At 72.1% G+C, this 13,740-nt stretch carries 12 protein-coding genes; 9 read left to right on the forward strand and 3 right to left on the reverse strand.

The annotated features are described in order from the left end of the window. The first annotated feature begins 19 nt into the window (after window positions 1-19). The 5 genes from ACIQFY_RS10230 to ACIQFY_RS10250 all read left to right on the forward strand — a co-directional run bounded on the left by ACIQFY_RS10230 (window position 20) and on the right by ACIQFY_RS10250 (window position 4,415). A complete protein-coding gene (locus ACIQFY_RS10230) occupies window positions 20-2,269 on the forward strand; it encodes an APC family permease (RefSeq protein ID WP_400339812.1) in 2,250 nt (749 codons plus the stop codon). 13 nt (window positions 2,270-2,282) lie between these two features. Next, window positions 2,283-3,038 (forward strand): hypothetical protein, encoded by a 756-nt coding sequence (locus tag ACIQFY_RS10235; protein ID WP_400339815.1) that lies wholly within the window; start codon window positions 2,283-2,285, stop codon window positions 3,036-3,038. A 107-nt stretch (window positions 3,039-3,145) separates the two neighbouring features. Beyond that, window positions 3,146-3,412 (forward strand): DUF3072 domain-containing protein, encoded by a 267-nt coding sequence (locus ACIQFY_RS10240; RefSeq protein WP_066652161.1) that lies wholly within the window; start codon window positions 3,146-3,148, stop codon window positions 3,410-3,412. A gap of 171 nt (window positions 3,413-3,583) precedes the next feature. Then, a complete protein-coding gene (locus ACIQFY_RS10245) occupies window positions 3,584-4,024 on the forward strand; it encodes a DoxX family protein (protein WP_066652159.1) in 441 nt (146 codons plus the stop codon). A gap of 169 nt (window positions 4,025-4,193) precedes the next feature. After that, window positions 4,194-4,415, forward strand: a complete 222-nt coding sequence (locus ACIQFY_RS10250) for a DUF3073 domain-containing protein (RefSeq protein WP_066652157.1) — start codon at window positions 4,194-4,196, stop codon at window positions 4,413-4,415. Window positions 4,416-4,877: 462 nt separating this feature from the next. Here ACIQFY_RS10250 and purM read toward each other — a convergent pair whose 3' ends face one another. Beyond that, on the reverse strand, window positions 4,878-5,978 hold the full coding sequence (purM, locus tag ACIQFY_RS10255) for a phosphoribosylformylglycinamidine cyclo-ligase (protein WP_400339818.1): 1,101 nt from the start codon (window positions 5,976-5,978) through the stop codon (window positions 4,878-4,880). A gap of 71 nt (window positions 5,979-6,049) precedes the next feature. Between purM and purF the strand changes: the two genes are divergently transcribed. Then, complete coding sequence (purF, locus tag ACIQFY_RS10260; protein ID WP_400339820.1) at window positions 6,050-7,507, forward strand: amidophosphoribosyltransferase; 1,458 nt, start codon at window positions 6,050-6,052, stop codon at window positions 7,505-7,507. Between the two features lie 87 nt (window positions 7,508-7,594). Here the strand turns inward: purF and ACIQFY_RS10265 are convergent, their stop codons facing one another. After that, window positions 7,595-8,023, reverse strand: a complete 429-nt coding sequence (locus ACIQFY_RS10265; RefSeq protein ID WP_209684023.1) for a hypothetical protein — start codon at window positions 8,021-8,023, stop codon at window positions 7,595-7,597. Between the two features lie 268 nt (window positions 8,024-8,291). On the opposite strand from ACIQFY_RS10265, the gene ACIQFY_RS10270 reads away from it, so the two are divergent. Beyond that, window positions 8,292-10,817, forward strand: coding sequence for a LuxR C-terminal-related transcriptional regulator (locus tag ACIQFY_RS10270; protein WP_400339822.1), 2,526 nt, complete (start codon window positions 8,292-8,294; stop codon window positions 10,815-10,817). A 345-nt stretch (window positions 10,818-11,162) separates the two neighbouring features. Here the strand turns inward: ACIQFY_RS10270 and ACIQFY_RS10275 are convergent, their stop codons facing one another. Further along, on the reverse strand, window positions 11,163-11,525 hold the full coding sequence (locus tag ACIQFY_RS10275) for a sterol carrier family protein (protein WP_326496503.1): 363 nt from the start codon (window positions 11,523-11,525) through the stop codon (window positions 11,163-11,165). A 57-nt stretch (window positions 11,526-11,582) separates the two neighbouring features. Here ACIQFY_RS10275 and purD point away from each other — a divergent pair, with 57 nt between their 5' ends. Together purD and ACIQFY_RS10285 are read left to right on the forward strand one after the other, a co-directional pair. Further along, window positions 11,583-12,851, forward strand: a complete 1,269-nt coding sequence (purD, locus tag ACIQFY_RS10280) for a phosphoribosylamine--glycine ligase (protein ID WP_209684027.1) — start codon at window positions 11,583-11,585, stop codon at window positions 12,849-12,851. 5 nt (window positions 12,852-12,856) lie between these two features. Next, window positions 12,857-13,717 (forward strand): phosphoribosylaminoimidazolesuccinocarboxamide synthase, encoded by an 861-nt coding sequence (locus ACIQFY_RS10285; protein ID WP_400339824.1) that lies wholly within the window; start codon window positions 12,857-12,859, stop codon window positions 13,715-13,717. The last annotated feature ends 23 nt before the right edge of the window (window positions 13,718-13,740 follow it).

A 13,740-nucleotide genomic window follows, 5' to 3' on the forward strand; every position in this document is an offset into this window, starting at 1 on the left:
GGCGCGCAACTGAGTAGGTTTGCCGCTCGTGACGAACGAGATCCGGTCGCTCAAGGCGCGACTGATCGGCGATCCCCTGCCCTCCGAGAAGCTCGAGGGACAGCTCCTCCCGAAGCACCTGGCGCTGCCGATCTTCGCGAGCGACCCGCTGTCGAGCGTGGCGTACGCCCCGCAGGAGCTCCTCATGATCCTGCTGCTCGGCGGGATGGCGTTCCTGACCTTCGCCCCGTGGGTCGCGGCCGTGGTGGTGCTGCTGCTCGTCGTGGTCGTCGCGTCCTACCGGCAGCTCGTCAAGGCCTACCCGTCCGGCGGTGGCGACTACGAGGTCGCCCACCGGAACCTCGGCGAGAAGGCCGGCCTCGTCGTGGCGAGCGCGCTGCTCGTCGACTACGTCATGACGGTCGCCGTGTCGGTGGCCTCGGGCGTGGACAACATCATCTCGGCCCTGCCGGGACTCGACCCGTTCCGCGTCGAGCTCGCGGTCGCCTTCGTCGTGCTGCTCGCCGGGGTGAACCTGCGCGGCGTCCGCGAGTCGAGCAAGGCGTTCGCGGTGCCGACCTACCTGTTCGTCGGCTCGGTGTTCGTCATGGTCGTCACCGGCCTGGTCCGCACCGCCCTCGGCAACGCCCCCGTCGCCGAGTCCGCCGCGTACACGATCGACAACGTCGAGCACACGACGCAGGCGGCCTTCGTGCTGCTCCTCCTGCGCGCGTTCGCGTCCGGCTGCTCGGCCCTGACCGGTGTCGAGGCGATCGCGAACGGCGTGCAGGCCTTCCGCCGCCCGAAGATCCGCAACGCCCAGACGACGCTGGTGCTCATGGGCTCGATCGCGATCGTGCTGTTCGTCGGGCTCATCACGCTCGCGCTCGTCTCCCACGTGCACTACGCCGAGCGCGCGTGCGACCTGCAGGGCTTCACCGCGTGCGCGACCACACCGCAGCGCTCGCTCATCGCGCAGATCGCCGCCGCGACCTTCGGTGGCGGCAGCGTGCTGTTCTTCGTCGTCCAGGCGACGACGGCCGCGGTCCTGCTCCTCGCCGCGAACACGGCCTTCAACGGCTTCCCGCTGCTCGGCTCGATCCTGGCGCGGGACTCCTACGCGCCGAAGGCCCTGTCGACCCGCGGCGACCGCCTCATCTACTCGAACGGCGTCATCGTACTCGCGCTCGTCGCGGTCGCGCTGCTCGTGGTCTACCGCGCGAACGTCACGAGTCTCATCCAGCTGTACATCATCGGCGTCTTCGTGTCGTTCACGCTCGGCCAGACCGGCATGGTCCGGCACTGGCTGCGCCTGCTGCGCTCGGACCGCGACGGCAGCGCGGACGAGCCCGTCGACCGCGGACAGGTGTGGCGCTCGCTGACGATCAACGCGATCGGCGCGACCTCCACCTTCGTCGTGCTCGTCGTCGTCACCATCACGAAGTTCACGCACGGCGCCTGGCTCGTGTTCGTGATCATGCCCGTGCTGTTCGTCCTCATGCTCGGCGTGAACCGGTACTACCGCGACGTCTCGCACGAGGTCGAGGCGGACGTCGACACGCAGTTCGGCGCGACCGGCGACCACGCGATCGTCCTCGTCAACACACTCCAGAAGCCGGTGCTCAAGGCGATCGACTACGCCATCGCGGCACAGCACGCCGGACTCGAGGCGGTGCACGTCGCGATCGACGACGCCGAGGCCCGCCGGCTGCAGGAGCAGTGGGTCGAGCACGGGATCGAGGTCCCGCTCACCGTCGTGCCGAGTCCCTACCGCGACATCTCGATGCCGCTCATCCGGTACATCAAGGCGCACCGGGCCGAGCACGGGTCCGAGGTCGTCACCGTCTACACGCCGGTCTTCGTCGTCGGGCACTGGTGGGAGACCCTGCTGCACAACCACCGCGGGCGCCGGATCCGCAAGAAGCTCCTGCTGGTGCACGGGGTGACCGTGGCCCTGGTGCCGTGGCTGCTCGACTCGTCGGAACTGCTCTACGGCCGGCGCTCCCGTCCGCTGCCGGGGCAGGAACGCCGCGGTGAGCCGGTCCGGCCGGCCCTCCGCCGCTCGCCGCAGGGCGTGTCCCACCACGACGCGCAGGAGGACCGTCTGCTCCGGTCCGTCCAGCGGAACAGCCTGCAGCCGGTGGGGTCGCCGGTGCAGCGCGACGGCCTGCAGCCGCGGCGGGCGTCGCGTCCCGCCGGTCCCGCGAAGGGCGTCGACCCGACCCAGTGCACGGGCGAGGTGCACCTCCTCGTCGCCACACCTGCACGCCGTGACGGCGGCCGGTCGTAGCATCGTCGGCGACATGACGATCTCCGACCTGCGCACCTTCGCGACCTTCGACGGCCACGGCGGCAAGGTGTCGAAGCGCGTCGAGGTGCTCGACCACGAACCACCGGTGGCCGGACCGTACGCCGGACTCGTCGCCGTGCGCGGTGAGCACCCGCTCGGAGCCCTCGACGAACGCCCCGCCGACGACCGCGCCGACCTCGCCCGCGGGGTCGCCAGCATCGGCTGGGTCGACCCGGCCACACTCCGCGACTGGTACCGACCGGACCGCGTCGTGGTCACGCGCCTCGAGGCACGCCGCTCCGGGCTCGAGCCGGGGCTCTACGCCGACTCGCGTGGCCGCGGTCGCGTGCGGATCGACGGCATGGAGGGACTGCTCGCCCCCGACGGTCGGCCCGCCTTCCGTGCACTGGCCGGCCCGGTCGACGCCCCGGTCGTCGACGTCCCCCTGCCCACCGACCAGGCGGTGCGCCTGGTCGCCGTGCGTGCCATCGAGGGTGGTCTCGAGGTCGTGACCACCCCGGTCTCGCCGTTCCTCTCCCCCGGTCGGTACGCCGCGTACGACGCCGACGTGGTCGGGCTCCCGCCCCGGGCGTCCACCGGGCAGGTGTCCGTGCGGGCGGCGGTGCTCATCGACGGCTCGTTGCACGAGGTCGTCCGGATCGACGAGCGGGCGGCGACGATCTGGATCGAGCAGGGCGGCGCCGAGGTGCCGATCGCGACGAGCGGCGTCGGACCGGACCTGGTGCGCTACACGGCGACGCCGGTCTGAGCGCCGCCGTCCGCCTGGTCGGGAGCCCTGTCCGCGTGCCGGCGCACGTCCCCTGGGGGACGTCTTCGCTGCGTGTCGTGTCCGGCGTCGCGCGTAGGTTCAGCGCCATGACCGACGCAGCAGACCAGACCCCCGACGAGTCGCACCAGGGCGAGACCCTGGGCGGCGAGCGTCCCGACCCCTCGACGACCGCGAGCAAGGACCCGGAGCAGTGGGTGACCGGCGACGAGCCCATGACCGGACCGCAGCGCAGCTACCTCGACACCCTCGCCCGCGAGGCCGGCGAGGAGCTCCCCGCGGACCTCAGCAAGGCCGAGGCGTCCGAGCACATCGACCGCCTGCAGCAGCAGACCGGGCGCGGCGCGGACTCCTGACGCGACACCCTGTCGCCCGACGCCGGTCCCCACTGTGGTGGACCGGCGTCGGTCGTTCCTGAGCGTCGGTCCCCGATTCGGCGGACCGACGTCTGGGTGACCCCTGGCCGAGTGCGGACAATCCCCCGAGGGCCTCGGGTCGATGACACGTCACCGCATAGCGTCGTCGCCATGCGAACGACATCGACCTCCATCGGCCTGACCGCGCTCCGCATCGTCCTCGGCGTGGTGTTCACCGCGCACGGCGCCCAGAAGTTCGCGCAGGGGATCCCCGGCGTCGCGCAGGGCTTCTCGGGCATGGGCGTCCCGCTCGCCGAGGTCGCGGCGCCCCTCGTCGCCGGCCTCGAGCTCGTCGGCGGGATCCTGCTCGTGGTCGGCGTCGCGACACGGGTCGTCGGACTGCTGCTCGCGGTCGACATGGTCGTCGCGGGCCTGCTCGCCCACGCGACCGCGGGGTTCTTCGCCCAGGACGGCGGCTTCGAGTACGTGCTCGTGCTCGCCGTCGCCTCGCTCGCGATCGCCCTGACCGGGCCCGGGCGGTTCTCGCTCGACGCCCTCGTCCTGCGCTCGGCACGGCGGAAGCGGGGCGTGCCGGAGCCGCTCGCGGCGTGAGCCCCGGTCACCTCTGCGACCGGCCGACGGGGGACGCCGATGGGCAGGTGGGGAACGGGGTACATGGTAGAGTGATCGGCAGATTTCAAACCACGAACCGTTCGGTTCCCCGGGTGGCAACCATGCACCCGCCAGGACCGGACCAGAGCCGATCACGAGGGGGTCACGCATGGGGCGCGGCCGTCAGAAGGCAAAGCACACCAAGGTCGCTCGGGAGCTGAAGTACTTCAGTCCGGACACGAACTACGGTGCGCTCGAGCGAGAGCTCTCCGCCGGGCAACACTCGGACGAGAACTCCTACGTCGACCGCTGGGCTGACCAGTACGGTGAGGAACCGGGCGACGACGAGGACGAGTTCGAGCCCCAGCAGGACCAGGACAAGTCCGCCTGACCCGGACCGTCGACGCCGCGCACCCTCCGGGTTCGCGCGGCGTCGTCGTGTGCGCGGGCGTCGGGCTCCGGGCTCCGGGCTCCGGGCTCCGGGCTCCGGGCCTAGTCGCAAGACTTGCCGCTCACCTTCGACCTGAGCGGCAGTTCGCGCGACCGGAACGACCGCGACCGGCAGTTCGCGCGACCGGAACGGCCGCGCCCGGCATGTCGTGCGACCGGAACGGCCACGCCGGCACCGGAGCAGCATCGTCGGCGCCGGCACGGACGGGTCGACCTCGCCGCACCGCCGGACGCGGCGGTGAGCTCCGGTCGCAGGACTTGCCGCTCACCTTCAACTTGAGCGGCAGGTCGTGCGACCCGAAGATCCGCGCGCGGCATGTCGTGCGACCAGGCCGGCCGCACACCGCCGCGCGACCGCCGACGGCGTCTGCGCCGCGCGGCCGACGGGTGCGGCCGACGCGGCTCAGCCCGCGTAGGAACCGACGAGCCGGACCGCGCCGCCGTCGACGCCCTTGGCGCCCTGCTCGAACCCGTCCAGCTCGCGGGCCGAGGTCGACACCGTGCCGACCGTCCACGCGGGCAGCCCGGCGGCACGCAGGTCCTCGAGCACCGCCGACGCCGAGGCCGCAGCGACCACGGCGAACATCCCGATGCCGAGGTTCCACGTGCCCTCGGTGTCCTCGACCGGCGTCCCCGCCATGTCCGCGAGCACCCGGAACACCGCCGGGGGCGTCCACGTCGAACGGTCGACCTCGACCCAGGTGCCGACGGGCAGCACGCGCGCCAGGTTCGCGGCGATGCCACCACCGGTGACGTGGGACAGCGAGTGGACGACACCGGGTCGGGCGTCGAGCAGGTCGAGCAGCGGCGCGGTGTACAGCCGGGTGGGCTCGAGCAGGGCCTCGCCCACCGAGACGCCCGCGCCGAACTCCGGCAGCTGGTCGGTGTAGCCGATGCCCTTGCCGGAGAGGATGTGCCGGACGAGCGAGTACCCGTTCGAGTGCAGCCCGGAGGACTCGATCGCCACGACGACGTCGCCGTCCTCGACGAGGTGCGCGCCGAGCTGACGTCCGGCCTCGACGACGCCGGTCGCGGCACCCGCCACGTCGTAGTCGTCCGGCCCGAGCAGCCCCGGGTGCTCCGCCGTCTCGCCGCCGACCAGGGCGGTCCCGGTCGCCGAGCAGCCGCGGGCGATGCCGGCGACGATGTCGGCGATGCGGTTCGGCACGACCCGGCCGCAGGCGATGTAGTCCGTCATGAAGAGCGGCTTCGCGCCGACCACGACGATGTCGTCGACGACCATGCCGACGAGGTCCTGGCCGATCGTGTCGTGCTTGTCGATCGCCTGCGCGATGGCGACCTTGGTGCCGACGCCGTCGGTCGAGGTCGCGAGCAGCGGACGCTCGTAGTCCTTGAGGAACGAGACGTCGTAGAGCCCGGCGAACCCGCCGACACCACCGAGCACCGATGGGTCGTGGGTCGCCGAGACGGCGGACTTCATGAGTTCGACGGCCAGGTCACCGGCGGCGGTGTCGACACCGGCGGCAGCGTACGGGTTCGGCATGCGTGGTCCTCCGCGGAGCATGGCAGACTTGTTCGGTACCACCCGATCCTACGGTCTGGAGCACTCCGCGAATGTGCGGCATCGTCGGCCTCGTTGCGCAGGGGCCCGTCAACCAATCCATCTACGACGCCCTGCTGCTCCTGCAGCACCGGGGCCAGGACTCGACGGGCATCGCCACGGTCGAGGGTCGCGTCCACCACATGCACAAGACGCGTGGGCACGTCCGTGAAGCATTCCGCACCCGCGACATGCGTGCCCTGCTCGGCACGATGGGGCTCGGACACGTCCGGTACGCCACGAAGGGCGTCGCGAGCAACGAGGAAGAGGCCCAGCCGTTCTACGTGAACGCGCCCTACGGCATCGTGCTCGTGCACAACGGCAACCTGACGAACACCCGCGAGCTCACCCGCGAGCTGTTCGACATCGACCGCCGTCACCTCAACACGACGAGCGACACCGAGCTGCTGGTCAACGTCCTGGCGCACGAGCTCCAGGGCCAGGTCCGCGGCAGCGAGCTCGACGCCGGCCAGGTGTTCGACGCGGTCGAGCGGGTGCACGAGCGCGTCGAGGGCTCCTACGCCACGATCGCCACGATCGCCGGGCACGGCCTGCTGGCGTTCCGCGACCCGTACGGCATCCGACCGCTGATCCTCGGCCACAAGTTCGACGAGGCCGGGCAGCCGGAGTGGGTCGTCGCGAGCGAGTCCCTCGTGCTCGAGTCCGGCGGCTACGAGGTCGTCCGCGACATCGCTCCGGGCGAGGCCGTGTTCATCGAGATGAACGGCCAGATGCACGCCCGCCAGTGCGCGAAGGACCCGCGTCTGGTGCCGTGCTCGTTCGAGTACGTCTACCTCACGCGTCCCGACTCCGTCATGAACGGCATCTCGGTGTACGACGCCCGCCTCCGCCTCGGCAACCGCCTGGCCGACACGATCGCGCAGTACGCCCCGACCGGGGACATCGACGTGGTCATGCCGATCCCGGACTCGTCCCGACCCGCGGCCATGCAGGTCGCGCAGAAGCTCGGCATCGACTACCGCGAGGGCTTCTTCAAGAACCGCTACGTCGGCCGCACGTTCATCATGCCCGGGCAGGCGGAGCGCAAGCGTTCGGTGCGCCAGAAGCTCAACGCGATGTCGTCCGAGTTCAAGGGCAAGAACATCCTGATCGTCGACGACTCGATCGTCCGCGGCACCACGAGCCGCGAGATCGTCGAGATGGCACGAGCAGCCGGTGCGAACGAGGTCACGTTCACGAGCGCCGCTCCCCCGGTCCGGTACCCGCACGTGTACGGCATCAACATGCCGACCCGCGCCGAGCTGATCGCGCACGACCGGAAGATCCCGGAGATCAACCGCGTGCTCGGCAGCGACCACCTCATCTACCAGGAGGTCGCGGACATGCGTGACGCGATCATCGAGGGCTCGGACGTCACCGACCTCGAGATGAGCTGCTTCACCGGTGAGTACGTCACCGGCACGGTGAGCCCGGAGTACCTGTCGTGGGTGGAGGCGAACCAGCTCAGCTGAGTCGCGTCGCCACGGCGACCACGGAACGGACGGGAGGCTCCCCACCAGCTGGTGGGGAGCCTCCCGTCCGTCGTGCGGTGCAGACCGTCAGCGGTCGGTACGTCCCGCGGGTCCGCCCGCGTCACCGTGCTCCTCGACCTCGCCGTCGACGGTCTCCTCGGCCGGCTCGACCTCGACGCGCTCCGCCGTCAGGCGGGCGGCGCGGCGGGCGAACACGCGGTCGAGGACGATCGCCACGACGGCCCCGACGAAGGCGCCGATCGTGACACCCCAGAGCGAGAAGTAGCCGACCAGCGTGCCGAAGTCGGCGTCCTGCTGGTCGCCGCGGTCGATGTCCATGGTGAGCGTCACGACCAGCAGGGTCGCGAGGAAGCCGAGCACCGCGCCGCCGACGATGAACACGCCGAACTTCGGCGCGCGGCGGATGGTGACCTCGTCCGCCGAGCTGACGGCGCTCGGAGCCGGCGTCGCGGCCGGCGCTGCCGGGCGGTCTTCGGGTCGGTCGGTGTCGCTCACCCGACCATTGTCCCCCACTGTGGGACGTCCGTCGGCCTGTTGCGCGTCGACCGATCCAGGGCATGATGTCCCTACCGGTCGGTATCCACGGAACGCAGTCCGTCGGACACCGACCACCCGGTCGAGGACGATGTCGGAGCCCGGGAACGGGATCCGTGAGCCGGGGGGAGCAGGCGGACGACCAGGAACGGGAGGTGACGGGGTGCACGAACGGTCCGTCCGTGGGCGTCGCCGCCCCCGCACGCCCGGACGCGTCCCGTGGCCGATCGTGCAGCGTCGCGAGGAGGACCGCGCGGTCTCCGTCGTCGCCGAGCACCGCTGGAGCGTCGCGATCGTCGGCGCACCGGGGCTCGGCAAGACCTCCACCGCCGCCCGCGTGACCGACCGAGTCGCTCGCCGTGACCCCACCGGTCGCACGGTCGTCGTGCCGATCACCGCGGTCGAAGCCGGTCGCTCGATGCCGTTCGGTGCCGTGGCGGACCGCTTCGGTGAGCTGCCGGCGGCCCTGGCGGACCTGGTCGACGACGCCTCGGCCGCACGCCGACTGCGCGAGACCGACGACCTGGCCGACCGCGACGTCGTGCTGCGCGTCGACGACGCCGACCACCTCGACGCCATCTCGGCTCGGTACGTCGCCTGGCTCGTCCGCGACCAGGGTGCGCGGCTCGTGCTGACGTGCCGCGACTTCACCGCACTGTCGGAGCCGCTCCGCGCACTGTGGCAGGACGACCTGCTCGAGCGCATCGACCTCGCCCCGCTCGACCTGCACGAGACCGGCGAGGTCGTCGCACAGGCACTCGGCGCGCAGCTCGAGACCGCCTCGACCGAGCGCGTGCACCGGGCGACCGCCGGCAACCCGCTGTACCTGCGCGAGGTCGTCCGCGCGGCACTGACGTCCGGGGCGCTCGACCAGACCGCGACGGGCTGGTACTGGCGCGGCCGGGTCACCGCGTCGAACAGCCTGGCGGACATGTACCGCACCGAGCTCGGCGCGCTGCCCGAGGACCTCCGTGACGTCGTCGACATCGTCGCGCTCGCCGACCCGATCCCGCTCGTCCGACTGCTCGGGATGGTGTCCGGCGGCGATGTCGACCGGGTCGTCGCGCTGGGCCTGGTCGCCGTCGACTCCGCCGAGGACGGCACGAGCATCGTCCGGTCGTCCCACCCGCTCGTGGGCGAGGTCGTCCGTGGCCTCGTGCCGGTCGCGCGGCGCACGGCCCTGTTCGCGCGCGCCAACGCCTTCCGGACCGCCCGGCCGGAGGGAGCGCCGCCCGCCGCCCGGCTCCGCGCCGCGCTCTGGTCGCTCGAGTGCGGTGTGCTGCCGTCGGTCGGCCAGCTCATCGACGCCACCCAGGTCGCCGTCCGGCTGCAGGAGCACGAGAGCGCCGTCGCCCTGGCCTCGGCTGCACTGCGCACCGCGCTCACGGCCACCGAGCGGGTCACCGCCCTCTGCCTGCGGTCCATCGCGCACTCGTACAGCACGGGTCGTGAGGCCGGTCGCGCCGACGCGGAGGCCGCGTGGGACCTCGCCCGGAAGCGAGCCGGCGAGATCGACGACGCCGTCGTGGTCGAGGCGTGCGAGACCCTGGCGAACATCCGGCAGTTCCACGACGACGACGTCGACGCCGCCGTGGCGCTCTCCGAGGCCCTCGCACCCCTCGTCGGTCCGGAGACGGCCGAGCACGTCCGGCTGCTCCGACTGGCCCACCTGGGTTGGGGCGGTCGGTTCGCCGAGATCCGGGCGGAGATCGAGCGGTCGCGCATCCTCCAGCAGCCGACCGTGCCCGTGTCGCTCCTGTGCCTCGCGCCGTGCGTCACCATGGCACTCGCGACCGAGGGCCGGCTCGAAGAGGCCGCCGCGTTCGCGCGCCGGGCGATCGCCACCGCCGTCGAGCACGTCGAGGCTGCCCCGTGGGGCGTCGGCGAGAACGTCTCGGTGCTGCACCAGGTGCAGGTCTGGCGCGGGGACATGGCCGACCTGGTCACCGAGATCCCGGTCCGACGCGGGAGCCCGTTCCTGAAGTACGACTTCACGCTCGAGCTCATCGGCCTGGGCAACCACGCGATCGGTCAGCGACGGTGGGACGACGCGATCGCCGCGTTCTCGGCGGCGTGCGAGCGCTACGACGTGGCCGACCACGGCGGGTTCGCGGCCTACCCCTGGGCACGACTGGCCATGGCCTACGCGTACGCCGGCGACACCGAGCGCGCAGCGGCGGCGCTCGAGCGCGCCCGCACCACACCGGGCCGCGCGATGCGGATCACCGGGGAACAGGTCGCGGTGTCGATCGCCTGGACCGAGACGGTGCTCGGCAACCCGGCCGGACTCCGACACGCAGACGAGATCATCGAGCGCAGCACCCGTGACGGGTCGTGGCTGCACGTGATGTACGCGGTGACGCAGCACTACACGCACGACATGACGTCCGGGCGGGACACCACCGCGTCGCTCGCCCGCATGCGCGAAGCCGCAGCGCGCGTCGACGGTCCCCTCGCCAGAGCGGTCGTCGAGTACGCGGACGCCGAGCTCGCCGGCGACCGGACGCGGGTCGTGGCGGCGCAGGGGGTCCTCGCCGCGCACGGGATGGCCGTGTCCGCCGGTCGGGTCCGCCCACCGCTGACGAACCGGGAGTACGAGGTCGCGGAACTCGCGGCGCAGGGCCTGAGCAACCGGCGGATCGCGGAGACGCTGAGCCTGAGCGTGCGGACGATCGACGCGCACATGTCGCGGATCTTCGCGAAGTGGGACGTGCACGCACGGTCGGAGCTGGTGGAGCTGCTCGGCGCCCGCTGACCACGCGTCGGCGTCCTGATGGTCGTCCGGCGGCATCCTGAACCGCCTCGGAAGCTGACGCCGGGTCAGGAAAGGTCCCCGATGAGACCGCGATCGTTGCGGTTTGCAGCACGACTCGCCGTACCGGTTGACAACGAAGGCAGCATGTCGCGTACCGTGAACCCTGTCGCCGGGTTCGGACCCGTTCGGGTCGGGTCCGAATCCCGGCGACTTCGACGTTACGCGGGTGGTCCTGTCGGTCACATCGGTAGGACCTACCTAAGTCGGTGAGCGAGGGTGTACGACCTGGTCGCGCGCCTCGCCGCCGGGTCACCCGGTCGCGCGACCGCAGCAGCGCGACCGGCGTCAGACCGCGGTACGGACCGGCAGGAACGCCGTCAGGTCGGCCCGGGACCCGGACGCGCTGACCCGCAACGCTGCCAGGGCCTCGTCCCACCGCAGCTCGCCCAGCGCCAGGGCCAGCCAGGTGGTGGCGTCGGTCTCCACCACGTTCGGCGGGGTCCCCCTCGTGTGCCGCGGACCCGGGACGGCCTGCACCGCGGCGAACGGCGGGACGCGGACCTCGACGCTGTTGCCGGGGACGTCGTCGGCCAGGCACTGCAGGGTCCACCGCACCGCGGTCGCGACGTCCGAGCGGACGGTCGAGCCCGCGCGCACGGCGGCGAGCGCGGAGCGTCCCGCGGCGTCCTCGATCCTCTTCGGCGGCATGTCCACAGGCTAGCCGTCGCCTCGCGGACGGCGTGTCGCGCTCGGTAGGCTTGCCGCGTGCGAATCCTCGTCCTCGGTTCCGGTGCCCGCGAGCACGCGATCATCACGGCCCTCCTTGCAGAGCGGGCCGGACACGTCATCACGGTGGCCCCCGGCAACGCCGGCATCGCCGCCGACGTCGAGACCGTGTCGCTCGACCCCACGAACGGCGAGCTGATCGCCGAGTACGCGATCGAGAACGGTGTGGAGCTCGTGGTCGTCGGGCCCGAGGCACCGTTGATCGCCGGGGTCGCCGACCCGCTCCGGACCCGGGGCATCCCGGTGTTCGGCCCGAGCCGTGCGGCCGCCCAGCTCGAGGGCTCGAAGGCCTTCGCGAAGCGCATCATGTCCGAGGCCGGGGTCCCGACCGGACGCCCCGTGTACGCCGGCACGGTGGACGAGGCAGTGGCCGCGATCGACGAGCTCGGGGCACCGTACGTGGTCAAGGCCGACGGGCTCGCCGCGGGCAAGGGCGTCCTGGTGACCGAGGACCGGCAGGCGGCCGTCGACCACGCCACGTACTGGCTGCAGCACGGCCGTGTCGTGGTCGAGGAGTTCCTCGACGGCGAAGAGGTCTCGCTGTTCTTCCTCAGCGACGGGCACGACGTCCGGGCGCTCAGCCCCGCACAGGACCACAAGCGTCTCGGCGACGGGGACACCGGTCCGAACACCGGCGGCATGGGCGCCTACTCCCCGCTGCCGTGGCTCGCCGAGCGGTGGGAGTCCGAGCAGGCGTTCGTCGCCGAGGTCACCGAGCTCGTGGCGCTCCCCACCGTCCGTCGACTCGAGCACGAGGGGACGCCGTTCATCGGCCTGCTGTACTGCGGGCTCATCGTGACCGAACAGGGCGTCCGCGTCATCGAGTTCAACGCCCGCTTCGGCGACCCGGAGACCCAGGTCGTGCTCCCCCGCCTGACCACGCCGCTCAGCGCCCTGCTGACGGCGGCCGCGACGGGACAGCTCGCGTCGGCTCCGCAACCGGCGTTCAGCACCGACGTCGCGGTCACGGTGGTGCTCGCGAGCGAGGGCTACCCGGAGAACCCGCACACCGGTCGGGTCATCACCGGCATCGATGCTGCCGAGGCGCGCGAGGGCGTGTCCGTGGCGCACGCCGCGACCGCCGTGCTCGACGACGACCTCGTCGCCACCGGCGGCCGGGTCCTGAGCGTCGTCGCCACGGGCACCGACTTCGCACAGGCCCGGGAACGCGCCTACGCCGGACTCGGCGACATCGCGCTCCAGGGGGCGCAGTACCGCACCGACATCGCCGCGAAGGTCGCACGGTGACGGCCGTGACCGAGCTGCCCGGCTGGCAGCACGTCTCGTCGGGCAAGGTCCGCGAGCTCTACGTGCCCGCGGGCGTCGCCGACGTCGCCAGCGCGTCGGAGCTGCTGCTCGTCGCCTCGGACCGGGTCAGCGCCTACGACTTCGCACTCGAACCCCCGATCCCCGGCAAGGGCGAGCTCCTGACGCGGCTGTCGCGCTTCTGGTTCGACCGCATCGCGGACGTCCCGAACCACCTGGTCGACCCCGGTGCCGGCGGGACCCCGGTGCCGGAGTCCGTGGCCGCCAGGTCCATGCACGTGCTGCCGCTCGCCATGTTCCCGGTCGAGTGCGTCGTCCGGGGGTACCTGGTCGGCAGCGGTTGGGCGGAGTACCGCGAGACGCAGAGCGTGTGCGGTGTCCCCCTGCCCGCGGGGCTGTCCGAGGGCGATCGCCTGCCCGAGCCGATCTACACCCCGGCCTACAAGGCGCCGCAGGGCGAGCACGACGAGAACATCTCCTTCGAGCAGACCGTCGAGCTCGTCGGGCGCGAGGACGCCGAGGCCCTCCGCGACCTGTCGCTGCGCGTCTACGGCGAGGCGGCGGCGATCGCCCTCGAGCACGACGTCGTGATCGCCGACACGAAGTTCGAGTTCGGCCGCGACACCGACGGCACGATCCGGATCGCGGACGAGGTCCTGACCAGCGACTCCAGCCGCTACTGGGACGCCCGCTCCGGCAGCCGCACGGACTCGTTCGACAAGCAGATCGTGCGCGACTGGCTCAGCGCGAACTGGGACCGCCAGGGCACCCCGCCGGTGCTGCCGGCGGAGATCGTGGACCGCACCGCCGCCCGCTACGCGGAGCTCATCGAGCGCCTCGGCGCCTGACCGCCGGGCCGGCGTCGCGGCCC

It is taken from the genome of Curtobacterium sp. NPDC092190 (genome assembly GCF_044755625.1).
GTDB lineage: Bacteria > Actinomycetota > Actinomycetes > Actinomycetales > Microbacteriaceae > Curtobacterium.